Below are 17610 nucleotides of genomic sequence, written 5' to 3' on the forward strand. Positions count from 1 at the left end.
AAAAAGCCCAAAAGGAGCCCTTATGAATACAAAAGAATTGATTGCTAGCGAGTTGGCTAGCGTCATTGATAGCCTGGATCAAGAGGCTATTTTAAATTTACTGGAAACACCTAAAAACTCAGAAATGGGAGACATCGCCTTCCCTGCCTTTTCTCTAGCAAAGGTCGAGCGTAAAGCTCCGCAAATGATTGCAACAGATATTGCTGAAAAAATCAACAGTCAAGCCTTTGAAAAGGTTGTTGCCACTGGACCTTACGTCAACTTTTTCCTTGATAAAAGTGCTATTTCGGCTCAAGTATTACAGGATGTTATCACTGAAAAAGAGCACTATGCCGACCAAACCATTGGCAAGCAAGAAAATATCGTTATCGATATGTCTAGTCCCAACATCGCTAAACCATTCTCTATTGGGCACTTGCGTTCAACCGTTATCGGGGATAGCTTGTCACATATTTTCCAAAAAATCGGCTATCAAACGGTCAAGGTCAACCACCTAGGAGACTGGGGCAAACAGTTTGGAATGTTGATCGTTGCCTACAAGAAATGGGGAAATGAGGAAGCCGTTAAAGCGCATCCAATCGATGAACTTCTTAAACTCTACGTTCGCATCAATGCTGAAGCTGAAAAAGACCCTAGCTTGGATGAAGAAGCACGCGAATGGTTCCGTAAACTGGAGAATGGAGATGAGGAAGCCCTCGCTCTCTGGCAATGGTTCCGTGATGAAAGTTTAGTGGAATTCAACCGCCTTTACAATGAATTGCAAGTCGAATTTGACAGCTACAACGGAGAGGCCTTTTACAACGATAAGATGGATGCTGTTGTAGACATTCTCGCTGAAAAAGGACTTCTTGTTGAGTCAGAAGGGGCCCAAGTTGTCAATCTTGAGAAATATGGAATTGAACATCCAGCCCTTATCAAAAAATCTGATGGTGCAACTCTCTATATCACACGTGACTTGGCTGCAGCTCTTTACCGTAAAAATGAATACCAATTTGCCAAATCCATCTATGTTGTTGGTCAAGAGCAATCTGCCCACTTCAAACAACTCAAGGCAGTACTACAAGAGATGGGCTATGATTGGAGTCAAGACATTGTCCATGTTCCATTTGGATTGGTAACAAAAGAAGGAAAAAAACTCTCTACTCGTAAAGGAAATGTCATCTTGCTAGAACCGACTATCGCTGAGGCTGTTAGTCGTGCCAAGGCTCAAATCGAAGCGAAAAATCCTGAGTTAGAAAATAAAGACCAGGTTGCCCACGCTGTTGGAGTTGGGGCTATCAAGTTCTATGATCTTAAGACCGACCGTACAAATGGATATGACTTCGACCTTGAAGCTATGGTATCCTTTGAAGGAGAAACTGGACCCTACGTTCAATACGCCTACGCTCGTATCCAATCTATCTTGCGCAAAGCCGATTTCAAACCAAATACGGCTGGCAACTACAGCCTGAATGATGCTGAAAGCTGGGAAATCATTAAGCTACTCCAAGACTTCCCACGTATTATCAATCGTGCGGCAGATAATTTTGAACCTTCTATCATTGCGAAATTTGCGATTAGTTTGGCTCAAGCATTTAACAAATATTATGCACATACACGTATCCTAGATGAAAGTCCTGAGCGCGACAGTCGTCTGGCCCTCAGCTACGCAACCGCAGTCGTCCTCAAAGAAGCTCTTCGTTTGCTCGGGGTAGAAGCGCCAGAGAAGATGTAAATCGTTACAAGAGACTGGAACTAAAGTTCCTAGTCTCTTGACGGCAATCGCTATATGGCGAATTGCCTAAACGCTTCACTAATTCACCTAACCAAATAATATCGATTTGGTTAGGCTCATGTCGTAATCTTTTAATCACTTGATTGCAAAGCAATCTGAAAGATTGAGGCTAGACAACATTTATACTTTGTTCTGCCTTGCAGCTGTTCAATGAAACACTTTATTCACTTTTACTATTTATTTATCACACTGGGAGATTCCTTATGAGCCAATATGCTTATATTCTCGTTGTACTTAGCTTGGTTTTCCTTTTTCTACTCAATAAGTACGAGAAGGAAAGACTTCAAAGACTCTACCAAGAGCAACTCTTGAAGGACGAGACATTTAGGTCTGACATCAAAGAGAAAATTCACACGACTGAAAATATCAATGATGTCATTGCACATATCAATAAAACTTACCATCTGGGAATGTTGCTCTCAAAAGACGTCACAGATCAATTGAAATAACCGAAATCCGAGAAGCTTTCTTCTCGGATTTTTTAGGCTTACCATATTCCCCTTGGAGAAATTTCATTAATGCATGTAAAATCTTTCTGTAATTTTCTATATTTTTTCAAAATGGCCTTGCATTTCTTTTAAGTTTTTTGTAGAATAGTAGCTATCTATTCAGATTATTCTGAAAATTCAAAAATAGGAGCGTTTATTATGTCACAAGTTACGTTATCAAACCAGTCAACCTGGGCAAGCAAATTAAAGGCAATGGGGCCAGGAATCCTGATGGCTTCTGCTGCCGTTGGAGGTTCTCACATTGTATCCTCTACTCAAGCTGGTGGTTCTTATGGTTGGTCACTACTCCTATTGGTTATCTTGGCCAATGTTTTTAAATATCCATTTTTCCGTTTTGGTGCCGAATATACTGCCGACACTGGCAAGACCTTGGTAGAAGGCTACGCCGAAAAAGGGAAACTCTATCTCTGGATTTTCTTTGTCCTCAATGTCTTCTCTGCTATGGTCAATACAGCTGGAGTCGCTATCCTTTGCTCAGCCATCATCGCTAGCGCCTTCCCAATGATTGGACTTAGCATCACTCAATGGTCCCTTATCCTTGTTGCAGTCATTTGGGCCATGCTACTCTTTGGTGGCTAAAAACTATTGGATGGTATGGCAAAATGGATTATGTCTGCTTTGACCATTGCAACAGTTCTTGCAGTTATCATTGCAGCAATTAAGCATCCAGAATACAGCTCTGATTTTGTCGAGAAGACACCTTGGCAAATGGCGGCCCTCCCTTTCATCGTTTCCCTCTTAGGATGGATGCCTGCCCCTATTGAAATTTCAGCCATCAATTCACTCTGGTCTGCTGAAAAGAAAAAGACCGTCAACTTTAATACAGCGGACGCTCTTTTCGACTTTAACGTTGGTTACATTGGAACTGCTATCCTAGCTGTATTCTTCGTGGCACTAGGAGCACTTATTCAGTATCCTACAGGACAAGCAGTTGAAGCCGCTTCAGCCAAGTACATTTCTCAATTTGTAGGTATGTATGCCTCTGTTCTTGGAGAATGGTCCCGTTATTTGATTACCTTTATCGCCTTTCTTTGTATCTTTGGAACAGTCATCACCGTTATCGATGGTTACTCTCGTGTCAATCAGGAATCGCTACGACTCTTAATTCGTCAAAAAGAGGATTCTCGCAAATCTTTGAACATCTGGATGACCATTACCGCCATCATCGGTATCGTAATTATTAAATTCTTTGCTGGTCAAGTTTCCACCATGCTTCGCTTTGCCATGATCGGTTCTTTCCTGACAACACCATTCTTCGCTCTTTTGAACTATGTATTAGTGACACGTGAGAATAAAAATCTTCCTTCCTGGCTAAAACTCCTTGCTATCGCAGGATTGATTTTCCTCTTTGGCTTTGCTATCTTCTTCATCTATGCACTTGCCATCGGAAAAGCAGGATAGTATATAAAATGGCACCCTTACGGGGTGCTTTTTGCATACACAAAAAGCAGTTGAAAATCTCAACTGCCCCTCAGTACTACTTTATTTTTCTGTTTCTAACTCATACAAGTCCGCGATAATCGCTGCGACTTTTTTAATATCTCCCAACATACCACGCATTTCAAAGTCTGCTAGGACCGGGAAGCCAAAGCGCTGGCTATACTGCTTGGCTGTCAGGCAGTATTGATTGTTAAAATTGCGATTACCAGATCCCACTACCCCAAAACACTTACTAGCATTGTCTCCATAAGCGATAAAGTCGCCCACTGGAGTCGTAAGAATCTCAACATCGCCGTTATCGACACCATTTCCACCTTCCAGATAGGTCGGCAAGAAAGCGACATAGGGATGCTCCATTTCAAAGAATTCTTGGCCTTCCTTGACCAAATCCTTGATATGGATTTTTTGGACCTCAATTTCTTCGTACTGAGACAAGAGATAGTCCTTGAGTCGGGTTACAAAACTCTCTGTATTCCCACTCAGACTGATATACACTAAGGATATTTTTTTCATGTTGACCTCGATTTTTTGTTTACGATTAAAAAAGAACTACCAAGATTGTAACTTGATAGTTCTTTTTTGTCAATACTTAGGCAACTTCTTCTGCTTCGACTTCTTCGGCCAAATCTTTTTGTTGGCGCCACATCTTGTAAAAGACTAAGGCTAAAAAGAGAACATTGATAATGATGAACAAAATATTCGTTCCTTGTGCCAATGCTCCCATTCCTAAGCCGAGAGTAGTATCTTTGATTAATTGAACCGCATCTTGAACGTTCATATAGCTATAAACCAAACCAACAATCGCTAGTAGAACATAGCCAATATAAGCATAGTTTGCGAATTGCACATTTTTACGTACTAGAAATACAAAGGCTACTACAACTAAAATTGCAGATAAGACAATCAACAACGTATTAAAAATAGAGTGCGATGACGCTGTTACTTGGTAAGTATAGTTAACCGTGTCTTCTATTTGCTGAGCAGTAAGGGACCCACTATTAGATAGGCTTGTACGAAGCACATCTTTACTTGGCAATGGACTCAAGATTCCAAATAATGACATAGATGAAATGAGGGCTGATAGGACTAACAAGACCCAAAGATAAATAGGATTCTTTTTCATGTTTTCCTCCATAAGATATTTTGAACATTATAGCATTTTTTGTACAGGAATACAACTTTTACAAGCTGGTTTCAACTTGTTTCCGATAAGCTTTCGGTGATTTTCCGCACAATTTACGGAAAACCTTGTAGAAATATCCAACATTACTGTAGCCAACTGCATAGCAAATATCTTCAATGCTATCACTGGTCGAAAGTAGGAGTTGCTGCGCTGCTTTTATTCGCTGTTTATTGAGCAATTCCGCAAAGGTTGAGTTGGTTTCCCTCTTGATCAGCTGACCGAGATAGACAGGATTGATAAAGAGATCCTTGCTAATATCCTTAAGTGAGAGCTCTTTCTGATAATCACGCCCAATCACTTCCAGAACACTCACCACATTTTCATTCATGCGGTACTGGCCAAAAAACTTGGTCAAGGTTTCTTTGATATAGGAAACCAATTCTTCAAAGGTGTTAATGGCATGGATAGCTTTGACAATCTCGGTCATATCATCTGCTTTTAGGTGTTCAAATAAATGAAAGACATCCATGACAAACTGAGTGAAGAGCTGCTTTGTGATGGCCACGCGCGGGGTATTCTTCAAAACAACCTTCTCTAGCAGGGTTAATTCTTCGATGATTTGATTGATATTCCCTTGGATAATCACCCGATAAATCGGCTCATAATAAGAAAACAAACTCTCGGATTTTTCTAGATTAACTGAACCGTAGAAGAGGGCTTTTTCAGCGTTGATCTTCCAATTCTCAAAGGACTGCTGGTAAGGTGCTTCAAATGGTGTCACAACGATGCCATCTAGTGGTTGATCAGATATGAAAATCTGCCAGTCTTGTCCCAAAACATAGTAAGGAATGGTAAAAGAGCCCTGCTTTTCCTTGGATAGACCAATCCACCAGCTGTCTTTACCTGACAGGTAGTTCGTAAATCCTGTCTCATCCAATTCTTGACTGAGGGTCTGACTTTGTTCCACCTTTTCCTGAAGCTGCTGCGCAATTTTTTCTAATAAATTGCCCAACTCCACCTTGTCTACTGGCTTGACCAGATAATCCACGACACTAAGGTTCATGGCTTTTTTAACGTACTCAAACTCCTGATAACCAGACAGCAAGATATAATAGGTATCTGGAAGTAGCTCTTTCATTTCCCTAATCATCTCAAGTCCGGTCTTATCTGGCATGTTGACATCGGAAATGACCACATCTACTGGATTTTTCTTAATATAGTCCAAAGCATCATCTGCGTGATTAGCTGTTGCGACGACTTGCATATCCCATTTTTCAAAGGGGATTAATCGCTTGAGCCCCTCTGTCACCATGTACTCATCGTCTACTAATAAAACTTTATACATTTCTACCCTTTCTATTCATCCTGGATAGTGATATGGTAACGAACACCTTCTTGCTCAGCTGACTCTACACTGATTTGGTAGCGATCCCCAAAGTAGAGAACAAAGCGTTCGTGTACATTTACTATTCCAATTGATTGCCGCTCCCCACTGTAGCTTGCTTCGTGTTCAAAACTTCTCTGAGCTAATTTTTCCTGCAAGCTAGCTAGTTTCTCAGCGGGCATTCCTCGACCATTGTCTTCCACTAGGATTTCAACGAAGCCTTGGCCCTTCAAGGCTTTGATACTGATGACATTATCCGTTCTGCGATGGTCAACACCATGGGCAAAGTAGTTTTCTACTAATGGTTGGAGTGTAAATTTTGGAATCCTCATTTCTTCCAATTCTGGTGCAATCTTGAAACCATAGGCAATGGATTTAGGATAACGCACCATACAGAGATAGCTATATTTTCGGCAAAATTCCAACTCCTGCTTCAAGGTCGTTTCCCGCTCGTCGGAGATATTGTTGCGTAACAAGCTGCTAAATTCATAGATAATGTCCGCCAGTTCATCCTGACTTTGCATGACGGCATACATCCGTAAAAACTCCAGAGTATTGTACATAAAGTGAGGATTGATTTGAGCCTGCAGGGCTCGCATATTGGCATCTTTTTGGCTGAGCTCTAGCTGATAGATATCATGGATATTTTTTTCCAGGCGATCCAACATATCATTGGTTGTTTCTGCAATGAGAAGCAACTCTTGGTCTTTTTCAGAGGTATCGATTCGAAGGCCTTCTTCTCCTTGAGCAATCACCTCTATCGAATCTACTAGGTCTACGACCTGCTTTTGGTAATTTGAAAAAGTCTGTCTAAGGGTCACGTACAAAATGATGATAAAAAGAATACTTAGCCCAATAATAACAGCAGAACTCGTCAAAGTTCCTGTAAGAACAAAATTTTTAGGAACAGCAACTCGAACCTGATAACCGTGAGAGGTGACACCTACAAACCAGTTTTCTCGCTCAGCTGATACCTTCTCCCCAATATGGAACATCTCGGTCTCAAAAGGCGAAGTTACTGTTACAGCCATTGGGATATGGCCCCTTGTATTGTCAATAGCTCCATGTAAAACATCCGGGGATAGGGAGATATAAATCACTCCTAAATCCTTGTCAGACACAGGATCGGAAACAGGAATGGCAAAACTATTGGCTGTTGGCTTAAAATCCTCCGCAGGAATTTTCTCTCCACTGCGTTTTTCTCTAGTCGAAACATAGACTTCCTTGTAGTCCTGAAGAACAATAGCCACTCCAGTCACAAAATCATTCCTAACATAGAGGTCATCAATATTTTCATACAGGGAAACCGAGATATAAGGTGAAGTTTTACGCTCTAATTGCCAATAGAAGTAGTCTGGTGTGCTGAGACTGAAATACTTGTAAATTCCTTCGATGCGGGCCTGATTTTCAACCAAAGACTGAGCAAGTTGGGTTGACTCTCTGTGATAATATTCCACTTCACTCACTGTCCGAGTGGTCACACGTTCTGCAACCCGTTGGGCCTCTTTCTCACGCGAATCCCAGTCAGCATACGATAGCATAATCGCAAAACTGGCAATGACCACGATCATAACCAAACTATAAATCCGTAAAAGAGAGTGAAGCCAAAACTGCTTCATTCTATTTTGTCGCCAATTTTTCATGGATACTTTCATAAATAGGTTCCAACATATCACTGATAAAGAAATGCCACATTCCAATTCCTACAAAAAAGAGCAAGGCAGGCATATAATAACCAACTCCTACAAGGAGAGCAGACCCGAGTAAAACCTTGGCAATCGCAGGTAGGCTCATAAAAATCCCGATAAGGGATAGTTTCAAGATATTTTGGTAGGATAAATCAAAGTACACCTGAAGTTTCAAGGAAACAGTATAGGCTAGAAAGACAAGAGCAACTACAAGGACGTTGAGGAAGGTCGCCAAAAGGTGGAAAATCGTCTGGTGGGGCAATTGAACTAGAAGATACAAACCATAAACTAGGACAAGATCAACAAACACAAAACTATAGAAAGCCAGATTGCTCTTGACAAAATTACTCTTATACAATTCCCAAGCTTCCTTCAAATGGTATGCTCGATAGGTATACCCATGCTCCGCATACAAACTCATCAGGGCAGCACTAGCTGGGGCCAAACCAAAAATCACTCCTCCTGCTAGTGTTAATAGCCAGAAATAAGCCGTCGCCATCATTCCCAAAAAGATACGATTAAAGACGAATTCTAGAAATTTTCCCATGCTACTCTCCTTAAACTAACGATGTAACTATTATATCATATTTCAAACGTTTTCAAAAATATAGAACTCCCATTTACAATCCTCAAAAAGCGTGATACAATTGATTTTGTTAGTTTATATCAAGGAGAAACTCATGAAGAAAAATATCTTAACCACCCTCTTAGCTGTCGTCCTTTATTTCCTCTGTCTAGGGATTGGAGTAGTACTTGGTCACTTGGTTGACTCAACGGGCAATATGTTCTATGCTCCGGCTTTTTCAGCCCTTGTTGGGGGTAGCGTCTACATGCTTCTTTTGACGAAGGTCCCTCGTTTTGGCGCTATCACCACTCTAGGACTTTTTATGGCACTTTTCTTCCTAGCTAGCAAGCATGGCGCTGGTGCCTTTCTCCCAGGACTCGCCTGTGGTCTTGCAGCAGATGCCATCGCTCGTCTCGGAAACTACAGAGATCGAATCAAAAACACCCTCTCCTTCCTCGTCTTTGCTTTTAGCACAAGTGGCCCTATCTTCCTCATGTGGATCCGTCCCAAAGCTTACGTGGCCACCTTACTTGCACGTGGGAAATCCCAAGAATACATTGACCGTATCATGGTCGCTCCAGAGTTGGACAAAATCCTTCTCTTTGTTTCGAGCATCCTCGTAGGTGCCTTGATTGGGGCTTTGGTTGGGCAAGCCATTAGTAAAAAGTTTACACACAAAATCTAATCACTAAAAAAGAGCCCTTGGGCTCTTTTTATTTATGACTCAATTTCTTGGTCAAGAAATCTCCCAAGAACTGGATTGTAAAGATAATCAAAATGATAATGATAGTCGCCAAGATGGTCACATCGTGATTGTAACGGTTAAATCCATAAGCGATGGCTACGTTACCGATACCACCAGCACCAACTGCTCCCGCCATAGCTGTTTCCCCAACAAGGGAAATCAAGGTCACAGTCGTCACACGAATCAAATCTGGAAGACCTTCTGATAGGTAAACACCCACGATGTCCCAGAAGGTCGCTCCGCTCGCTTGAGCCGCCTCAATGACACCACCATCCAACTCAGCCAAGACCACCTGCACCTGACGGGCAAAGAAGGCAAAGACCGCAAAAGAAAGTGGGACAAGGGCTGCATTTGGCCCGATACTAGTCTTGACGATCAAGTGGGAGAGTGGCGACATGATTGCCAAGAGGATGATGAAAGGAACTGCACGGAAAATAGAGGTAATCTTGTCTAAAATCCAGAAGATAACCTTATTTTCCAAGACACCGCCTGGCGCTGTCAAGACGAGGAAAAGACCTGCTACCAACCCCAAGAACCCTCCGATGATGAAGGAAAGAACTGTCATATAAAGAGTTAGGTAGATGGCTGTTCCCCAGCCTGCCTGACCAGCCCAGCCCATCTTATAGACATTTGGTAGATAAGTTTGAATCAACTCTGTCATCTTACTGTCCTCCCTTCAATACTTTTAACTGCACACCAGCCTGACGAATGGCATCTTGAGCACCTACTAGCGCTGCTTTTTCACCTGACAAGACCACCACCAATTCTCCAACAGGAGTGCCATCGAGAATTTCGATATTTCCATAGAGGATATTGGCCGTTACTTGGTAACGCTTGTACAATTCATTCAAAAGTGGTTCGTCTGTCGAAGCCCCTGCATACTTGAGCTGCACTAAAATACTATTCTCAGATAAATGTTCTACGATTTCTTGCTTCTCAATCTTAACCATGGCTTCGTCAATACCTGTTGCAGTAGAGATGAAGTCTTGGGTCAAAGGTTGTTTAGGGTCTGAGAAGATTTCAAGGACACTACCCTCTTCAATCAAACGGCCATCCTGCATGACCGCCACACGGTTAGCAATATCTTTGACAATCTGCATTTCATGCGTAATCAAGACAACAGTCAAGCCTAATTTTTGGTTCAAATCTTGCAACAAGGCCAAAATCTGCTTGGTTGTCTTAGGGTCAAGGGCAGAAGTTGACTCATCTGAAATCAAGATTTTTGGATCATTGGCCAAGGCACGCGCAATAGCCACACGCTGTTTTTGCCCTCCTGATAGTTGTGAAGGGTAGTTTTCAGCACGATCCGCCAAGCCAACCAAGTCCAACAACTTGGCTACTTTAGCTTTCTTTTCTTCCTTGCTGAGTCCAGAATGTTTAAGGGCAAAGGCCACATTCTCCTCGGCCGTTTTCTGGCTCATAAGATTAAAGTGTTGGAAAATCATCCCGATATCTTGACGTTTCCGACGTAACTGCTCCGCCGTCAAAGTGACCTTACCGTCAAAAATCACATCGTCATCAATGGTGATTTTCCCTGCAGATGGTTTTTGCAAGAGGTTAATCACCCGTACAAGGGTTGATTTCCCTGCTCCAGAATATCCAACGATTCCGTAGATATCCCCTTCTTGGATGTGAATGGTCACATCCTTGACCGCTGTGATGGTTCTCTTCTTTTGGTGAAAAGTCACATCGATCTGATCTAACTTGATAATATCTCTACTCATAGCTTCTAATCAGCTCCTCTACTAATTCAATATGGGTGTAGTAATCGGCGATTCGCACGTTTTCATCTCCACCATGGTCTCGGCTATTGGCATTTCCTAGACCGAAGGCCACCATGGGTACCTCTAAGGCATCAAAGACCGTATGCATAGGTCCTGTCCCCGCTGTGGTCGGCAAGACTGAAACGCCCTGTGGATAGAATTTCTTGGCCAACTCGATCACATTGAGAATGGCCGGCGCGCTCATATCGCTTCGATAACTCATCTCTCCCAAGGTATAGTATAATTCTACCTTATCAAAGCCATTTTTGTCTAGCTGTTTCCGAATTTTTTCCAGAACATCATGCGGTTCTAAGCCAGGAACCAAACGAACTTCTAACTTAGCACTGGCTTCTGCTGGCAAAATCGTTTTAACCCCTTGCCCTTGATAACCTGACTGAATCCCTTCGATATTAAGGGCTGGCTCGAAAAAGAACCGTTTTAGAAAGGCTGCACGATCCTCTTGTAAGAGAGGTAATTCCAAACCATAAATGCGACTAATTTCCTCTGGATTGCGTTGGGCGTAAGTATCCACCAAGGCTAGCTCTCGTTTATTTGGCTCTTGAACATCCTCGTACAGGCCTTCTACTAAGATACGTCCATCTGCTGCACGTAGGCTACTTAAGGCCTGGATAAGATACCATGGAGCTGACTCCACGACACCACCATAACTCGAGTGGATATCCACATCCGCACTCTTCACCTTAGCATCAAAGGTTACAATTCCCTTGTTTCCGCCAGAGATTTCCAGCTGTTCCAAGGCGTTCTTGGTTCCTTGTTCCCAGACTAGCAAGTCCGCTCCACGAAGTTTGTCTGCGTGTTTCTCTAAATACTTATCTAGATCCATGGAAGCAGACTCCTCTGCTCCCTCCATGATAAAGCTGATATTGACAGGCAGGTCATCATGGTGCTGCATATACTTTCTCAAAGCACTCAAACGAGCTGTGATGTGGCCTTTGTCGTCGTCAACCCCACGCCCATACATAAAGCCATTTCGCACAGAAAGGGTAAAAGGATCCTCTGTCCACACCTGGTCGCCATCCGCTGGCACGGTGTCATAGTGATTATAGAAGATCAAGGTCTTGGCATCCGGACGCGAACTCTTGAAATGCGCCATGACAAAGGGAGCCGTATAGCTCTCATCAATCTCCACTTCAGCCCCTACACGCTTGAAAATCTCACCCAGATAGTTTGCGACCTCCTTGAGTCCAACCTGTTGGGCAAAGACTGATTTCTTGGAAATCAAGGTGCGCAAGACTTCAAAATAATGCTGGGCAACATGATCCTTCTCAAATTTTTCAATCTGCTCTTGTTCGCTAGGAAAAACCATTTTCTCTCTCTTTCTACTACCTACTTGTGTCTTCAGAACGACCACAAGTGCCTCTTTAAAATCAACTCTCTATACAAAAGCAAGAGGTGGAAACTCTCTCCCACCTCCCTGTGTCTTATTACCAAACTGGTTGGTCCAAACCGTCTGATGTTTCTTCGATAACTTTTTTCACTTCATCAGTGTGGTAAGCTGCGATAATTTTCTTGATGGCATCAGCCTTAGGTGATGATTCCCAATCTTTTTTCGCAACAATGATGTTGTACCATTGTTTTGAGTTTTCATCAGCTTGTTCTTTGAAGAGTGCTTTCTTGTAGTCCAATTTTGCTTCTGTAACGAAGGTATTGTTTACAACGGCAGCATCAACTGATGACAATGAACGAGCTGTTTGGCTAGCGTCCAATTCAGTAATCTTCAAGTTCTTTGGATTTTCTGTGATGTTAGCAACTGTTGCAAGTGCAGTTCCAGAAACATCCAATTTGATCAAACCAGCTGATTGAAGCAAGTAAAGTGCACGGCTTTCGTTTGTTGCATCGTTTGGTACGGCGATTTCACCGTTATCTGGGATTTCTTCCACTTTGGTGTACTTGTTTTCTTCCCCATTTTTACCTGAGTATAGGCGGATTGGTGAGATGTAGGTATCTGCAATCGCTACAAGGTCTTTCCCGTTTTCTTTGTTCCAGTTGTTCAAGAAGTTGTAGTGTTGGAAAGCATTCAAGTCTACTTCGCCATCAGCAGTTGCCTTATTTGGTTGAGAATAGTCTGTGAACTCTGTGAATTCCAATTTAATTCCATCTTTTTCAACTAATTCTTGGATTTTATCCCAACGCGCTTCTTCAGAACCGCTACGGTTAACTGTTGCAATTTTGACAACTGTTTCGTTGTCTGCTTTCTTTTCTGAATTTCCGCAAGCTGCAAGAGTCAAACCTGCGACTGTAGCAAGAGCTGCTACACCGAGCCATTTTTTAATTTTCATGATTCTTTCTCCTTTAAAAATAATACCGTAATAGTATCTCATACTTTATTTGAATTAGCAAATTGTTATTAGATAGGCAGACATATAGTTTGAAACTATATACCTAAAAATTGAGAAATCATCCGCCTTTCTCAGACTGGATGATTTCATACGACTATTTAATATCAGCTTCTGCTGGGAGGTAAGTGTCCCCGAAGAACTGTTTAGACAATTTTTCAAGAGTTCCGTCTTTGTAGAGTTCTTGGATACGTTTGTCTACAAATGATTTCAACTCATCTTGACCTTTAGCAAGAAGTGGGTAAACGTAAGGTTGTTGGTCGCTTGGAAGTTCAATGACTTTCAAGTTGTCCAAACCTTGGTTCTTGATAACTGTTTCAACACCAATTTTATCGAAGATCTTGTAGTCAAACTGACCATCGCTCAAACGAGACATGATTTGTTGGAAATCAGCTTTGGTATAGTTAAGAACCGTTGGATTGTCAGCGTGTTGTTTGTTATAATCTTCTAGCTGTTTAGCTGATGTTGTCCCTTGAACGACTTCAGTAGACTTACCTCCGATGTCATCAAGTGATTTGATGCTGTCGTCGTCTTTCTTCACAACGAGAACGTTAGGGTTTTTAGCAGTTGGAGCTGCATAAAGGTACTTTTCAGCACGTTCTTTGGTATAGCTGATATTGTTCACAGCCATTTGATAACGGTCGCTATCAAGACCTGCAAAGACACCTGACCACTCTGTCTTTTCAAACTTGACATCGTATTTGTCAGAGTCTTTAAAGATAGCACGGACTACTTCAATCTCATAACCAGTCAACTCGCCATTTTCTTCGTAGTTGAATGGTTTTGGTGAAGCATTGGTTGCAACGATAATTTCTTTCTTACCAGATGCTGCTTCACTAGTTGCAGTATCTTTCTTATCTCCACCTGAGCAAGCTGCTAGTACACCTGCGGCAACAAGTCCTAGAGCAGCCAGAGATGAATATTTGACGATTTTTTTCATGTCATTTCCTCCAAAATAGAATACTTTACTATCTTAACAGAAAATATTTTTTTTCGCCATTATATGATATCTATCTCGGTGATAGGTTTTTTTTATGGCTGACTAAAAGACTAGACGCAAGACTGCAATCAAGACCACTCCAAAAAGAACCGTACCCACTAGATTGCGGTAGCGAAAGGCTATCCAAGCCGTTGGAAAGACTGCTAAAAAGTCCAGCCATTTGATCTGGGGAAGGCTGCCAACCTTTCCAGTCACCACGCTTGAAAGGATCAAGGCAAAGATAATGGAAACAGGCAAGAACTTCAAAAACCGCTCAACGATAGCTGGCAACCCCTTGTACTTAACCAAGATGAAGGGAATCATACGGGGAATCCAAGTCACTAGGCCTGAAAAGATAACGGCTAACAAAAGATATTTACTGACCATCTAAGACCACCCCCATGGTACAACCTAGCAAGGTCGCAAACAAAACAGCTAGCGACTGAGACACTACTGTCAAGAGCAAAAAGAAGGACACCGCAACAACGGCTAGGATCCGCAGCAGATTCCGTACAGGAACCCGTCTTTGCATAATCTGAAATTGCGAAGTAAAAATCCCGATAAACATCCCAACAAGGGCAAAGTCTAAGCCAAAGACTTCAGGATTTGGAAGAAGGCCACCTAAAGCTGTCCCCGCCACTGTCCCAATAAACCAGGCTACATAACTATTGAGATTGTTCCCGTGCATCCACATAGGATGGACTTTGTCTGTATGGGCTAATTCGCCCATCAAAACTCCATAGGTCTCATCAGTCAAGAGGCTAGACATACCGATGTTTTGCCAGAGACTAGTATGACGGAAATAGGTCGATGCATGCAAGCTCAGCAAAAAGAGTCGCAAGTTGATCAAAAAAACTGTCATAGCAATGGCTGCCACAGGCGCTTGTACCGCAATCAGTGCCAACATGGCAAACTGGGCACTCCCAGCATAAACAAAGAGGCTCATCAAGCCCATCTCAACAGGTGTCACATAAGGCGCACCAATAATCCCACAGGCTAGACCAATGCTGACATAGCCAAGAGCAGTCGGCATGGCCGCCTGAACACCTTCCCAAAATCCTTTTTCTTTCATCCTTCTCCTCATATTCTCTCCAATTGCGGCTGTTCGTCATCACAGCCACAGCACGGACTATTATAACATATTCAAAGAAGAGAAAAAAGTTTCGGATTCGAAACCTATTGCCAGAAAAAGTGCTGAAGAGGAAGCATCATGGATACATGAGAAATTGATCCACTCGGATAGTATACTTATCGGTTTCTGTGTCTGTAGCATATTTATTTTCTGTTGGATAGACATCCACCCAGAGTTCCCACTGTTGTCCCTTCAACTTGACCTTGTAGCGATAACCGTCATCATAGAGGCCTACTGTATCAGTTGTCATGGACTGGTAATCTGGGAGTTCTTCCAGTTCTTTTTTTACAGTCTGGGATAGATTGTTAAGCACTACTTTCTGCTCCACCTTTGAAGTTACAGGAATATGAACTGTCGCTTCTTCCAAACGATGCGATTTTGAAAATGTAAAGGTCGCTCGGCCTGGATAGCCTTTCAAAGTAATCTGCTCATAGTGATAGAAAAGGCGACCTGTTTTATAGAAATATGGGTCTTCTGCACGCCAAGTGTCGCGATAGGCCGTTTCCTTTTCTTCCTCCACCTCGCTTGCCTTTCCAAATCCTTCTTCAAAAGATTTAGGAGACATACCGAACGAAAGGGATTCAAACAAGACCAGTTGTGTCTTTTTGATATTCTGGCAAGCTGATAAAAGCATGAGTAAAGCTCCAAGAGCAAGCAAACTACTGATTATTTTTGTAAATCTCATATTTCTACTATACAAAAAAACTCTATGATTGACAAACTTTGATAGAGTCGGATTCCGTGATTGATTTTAAAATTACTTTTTCATTTAAGGTAACAAGGAATTGAACAAGGACTATTATTAGATATTGGAGATAAAAAAAGACTGGGAAGCCAGCCTTATCATATGAACAAAAATTAAATCAAAGTTCCCTACTAAATGCTCTCACGAATATTCAAGAGCATGACAAATGCGGTTAGGAGTAATAGCAATAGAATAAAGCTGACCGCTAGGGTTCCAAAACTTGTAGCAATCGTTACAAAAACGATTGTGAATAGACTTGGTAAAACAACCGTAATAGCACCAATAGAGGATTGAACCGCTCCCATTGACTCCTCAGGTATTTGTTTAAAGACGAGTTCTTGCAATCTAGGAGAGAGTAACCCTGCGATGAAGGCATCCAAGGAGCTGAAAAGCAGAATCAAACCAAAATGAACTGTGGCAAATCCTACTAGAAGGAGTAACTGGATGACGACCGAAGCGTATAGAGCTGTTTTTATAGAAATTGTATTTTTCAGATAGCCACTTACAAGGCTTCCGACAATAAGTGCTAACAATTCTAGTGTTGATAACAAAGCGAGTGATTGACCAGTTTGTAAATTCAAAAACGGTTGGTTTCTTAAAAAAAGAGTCGAAATAGGAACAGTGACATTGATCACAGCTTGGCTGATAGAGACGATAAACAAAATGAAGATCACTCTATCCATATTCCAGATCAATTTCGATGATTGGAACAAATGCTGGCAAAACGATTTTATAGAAAGACCTTCTTGATAGCTAATTGTTTTTTCAACTTTCAAAAGATCATTTTTTATGAGAAGAATACCTACAAATGCTATCAGAAACGTCAGAGCGTTTAGCAAGGAAATAAACTGAATGGAAAGAATTCCTAGTAAAACCCCTCCTAGAATATTACTGATTGTCCGAACTAAACTAACTGTTGATTGTTTAAAGCCAATAGCTTCTGTCAGATGTTCTTTCCCAATGATTCTTATAAAAATAGGAGTTAGCATGGCTCCTGAAAAGTAACTCAATGTATCCGACAAGAGATTCATTAAACAAATAAAGAATACGAGCCATAAGGAAAAGGACTGCCCTGAAAGCGAAAGTGCAACTATAGAATAAAGTACAAATTTGACAAAACTAATAAGCGTATACTTTAGAACACGATGGTGTTGAAAGTCAGCCAAAACTCCCATAAAGATTTGCAGAACTTGAGGAACAGTCTCTGAAATCGTAATGAGTAAAATCGCCAAGGGGGCAAACGAAGCGTCTGCCACATAATTCAAAAAAGCAAGATAAAAAATCGTATCCCCAACCGTTGAAATCCACTGGTTGATGGTTAACTGCCTAAAATCTCTATTTTGAATAAATACTTTCATCGCAACTCCTTTTTGAATTCAAATGGGAACTTTTCCCCAAGAATAGAC

Annotated in this window: 17 protein-coding genes and 1 pseudogene; 4 read left to right on the plus strand and 14 right to left on the minus strand. The window is 41.8% G+C overall.

The genetic code is table 11. The features are described 5' to 3' along the window. Positions 1 to 22 precede the first annotated feature (22 nt). From argS to B7714_RS03610, 3 genes and pseudogenes are all read left to right on the plus strand, one after another. Entirely contained in the window at positions 23 to 1714 is a 1692-nt protein-coding gene (argS, locus tag B7714_RS03600; protein WP_084859665.1) for an arginine--tRNA ligase, read from the plus strand. Positions 1715 to 1977: 263 nt separating this feature from the next. Continuing rightward, positions 1978 to 2223, plus strand: a complete 246-nt coding sequence (locus tag B7714_RS03605; RefSeq protein WP_000084865.1) for a hypothetical protein — start codon at positions 1978 to 1980, stop codon at positions 2221 to 2223. 198 nt (positions 2224 to 2421) lie between these two features. Next, a pseudogene (locus B7714_RS03610) lies at positions 2422 to 3684 on the plus strand (NRAMP family divalent metal transporter). A gap of 81 nt (positions 3685 to 3765) precedes the next feature. Here the strand turns inward: B7714_RS03610 and nrdI are convergent. The 5 genes from nrdI to B7714_RS03635 form a co-directional block, all read right to left on the minus strand. Beyond that, positions 3766 to 4236: a class Ib ribonucleoside-diphosphate reductase assembly flavoprotein NrdI gene (gene nrdI, locus B7714_RS03615; protein WP_042903018.1), complete on the minus strand. Its 471-nt coding sequence runs from the start codon at positions 4234 to 4236 to the stop codon at positions 3766 to 3768. A gap of 76 nt (positions 4237 to 4312) precedes the next feature. Then, positions 4313 to 4846: an ABC transporter permease gene (locus B7714_RS03620; protein ID WP_000740043.1), complete on the minus strand. Its 534-nt coding sequence runs from the start codon at positions 4844 to 4846 to the stop codon at positions 4313 to 4315. A gap of 58 nt (positions 4847 to 4904) precedes the next feature. Continuing rightward, positions 4905 to 6191, minus strand: coding sequence for a response regulator transcription factor (locus B7714_RS03625; protein WP_042903019.1), 1287 nt, complete (start codon positions 6189 to 6191; stop codon positions 4905 to 4907). A gap of 11 nt (positions 6192 to 6202) precedes the next feature. Further along, positions 6203 to 7873, minus strand: a complete 1671-nt coding sequence (locus B7714_RS03630) for a sensor histidine kinase (RefSeq protein WP_000800569.1) — start codon at positions 7871 to 7873, stop codon at positions 6203 to 6205. Continuing rightward, positions 7851 to 8465 carry a YesL family protein gene (locus B7714_RS03635; RefSeq protein ID WP_084859666.1) on the minus strand — a complete coding sequence of 205 codons (615 nt, stop codon included), beginning with the start codon at positions 8463 to 8465 and terminating at the stop codon, positions 7851 to 7853. The genes B7714_RS03630 and B7714_RS03635 overlap by 23 nt, the downstream gene beginning before the upstream one ends. 133 nt (positions 8466 to 8598) lie before the next feature. On the opposite strand from B7714_RS03635, the gene B7714_RS03640 reads away from it, so the two are divergent. Beyond that, on the plus strand, positions 8599 to 9168 hold the full coding sequence (locus tag B7714_RS03640; RefSeq protein WP_084859667.1) for an MptD family putative ECF transporter S component: 570 nt from the start codon (positions 8599 to 8601) through the stop codon (positions 9166 to 9168). Positions 9169 to 9196: 28 nt separating this feature from the next. Here B7714_RS03640 and B7714_RS03645 read toward each other — a convergent pair whose 3' ends face one another. The 9 genes from B7714_RS03645 to B7714_RS03685 all read right to left on the minus strand — a co-directional run bounded on the left by B7714_RS03645 (position 9197) and on the right by B7714_RS03685 (position 17562). After that, positions 9197 to 9889 carry a methionine ABC transporter permease gene (locus B7714_RS03645; RefSeq protein ID WP_000137507.1) on the minus strand — a complete coding sequence of 231 codons (693 nt, stop codon included), beginning with the start codon at positions 9887 to 9889 and terminating at the stop codon, positions 9197 to 9199. A gap of 1 nt (position 9890) precedes the next feature. Then, the gene (locus B7714_RS03650; protein ID WP_061588581.1) at positions 9891 to 10952 is read right to left on the minus strand and encodes a methionine ABC transporter ATP-binding protein; all 1062 of its coding nucleotides are present in this window, start codon (positions 10950 to 10952) and stop codon (positions 9891 to 9893) included. Further along, positions 10945 to 12318, minus strand: coding sequence for a M20 family metallopeptidase (locus B7714_RS03655; RefSeq protein ID WP_000231780.1), 1374 nt, complete (start codon positions 12316 to 12318; stop codon positions 10945 to 10947). Before B7714_RS03655 ends, B7714_RS03650 begins: the two co-directional genes overlap by 8 nt. Before the next feature lie 118 nt (positions 12319 to 12436). Further along, positions 12437 to 13291: a MetQ/NlpA family ABC transporter substrate-binding protein gene (locus B7714_RS03660; RefSeq protein WP_000694533.1), complete on the minus strand. Its 855-nt coding sequence runs from the start codon at positions 13289 to 13291 to the stop codon at positions 12437 to 12439. 154 nt (positions 13292 to 13445) lie between these two features. Continuing rightward, positions 13446 to 14288 carry an amino acid ABC transporter substrate-binding protein gene (locus tag B7714_RS03665; RefSeq protein ID WP_000724967.1) on the minus strand — a complete coding sequence of 281 codons (843 nt, stop codon included), beginning with the start codon at positions 14286 to 14288 and terminating at the stop codon, positions 13446 to 13448. A 102-nt stretch (positions 14289 to 14390) separates the two neighbouring features. Further along, positions 14391 to 14714: an AzlD domain-containing protein gene (locus B7714_RS03670; protein ID WP_044021513.1), complete on the minus strand. Its 324-nt coding sequence runs from the start codon at positions 14712 to 14714 to the stop codon at positions 14391 to 14393. Next, positions 14704 to 15399: an AzlC family ABC transporter permease gene (locus tag B7714_RS03675; RefSeq protein WP_000659754.1), complete on the minus strand. Its 696-nt coding sequence runs from the start codon at positions 15397 to 15399 to the stop codon at positions 14704 to 14706. The genes B7714_RS03670 and B7714_RS03675 overlap by 11 nt, the downstream gene beginning before the upstream one ends. A gap of 136 nt (positions 15400 to 15535) precedes the next feature. Continuing rightward, positions 15536 to 16144, minus strand: coding sequence for a hypothetical protein (locus B7714_RS03680; RefSeq protein ID WP_049489438.1), 609 nt, complete (start codon positions 16142 to 16144; stop codon positions 15536 to 15538). A 191-nt stretch (positions 16145 to 16335) separates the two neighbouring features. After that, positions 16336 to 17562, minus strand: a complete 1227-nt coding sequence (locus tag B7714_RS03685) for an MFS transporter (RefSeq protein WP_000862370.1) — start codon at positions 17560 to 17562, stop codon at positions 16336 to 16338. Positions 17563 to 17610: the final 48 nt, after the last annotated feature.

The organism is Streptococcus oralis subsp. oralis (assembly GCF_002096595.1).
Taxonomy (GTDB): Bacteria; Bacillota; Bacilli; order Lactobacillales; family Streptococcaceae; genus Streptococcus; species Streptococcus oralis_D.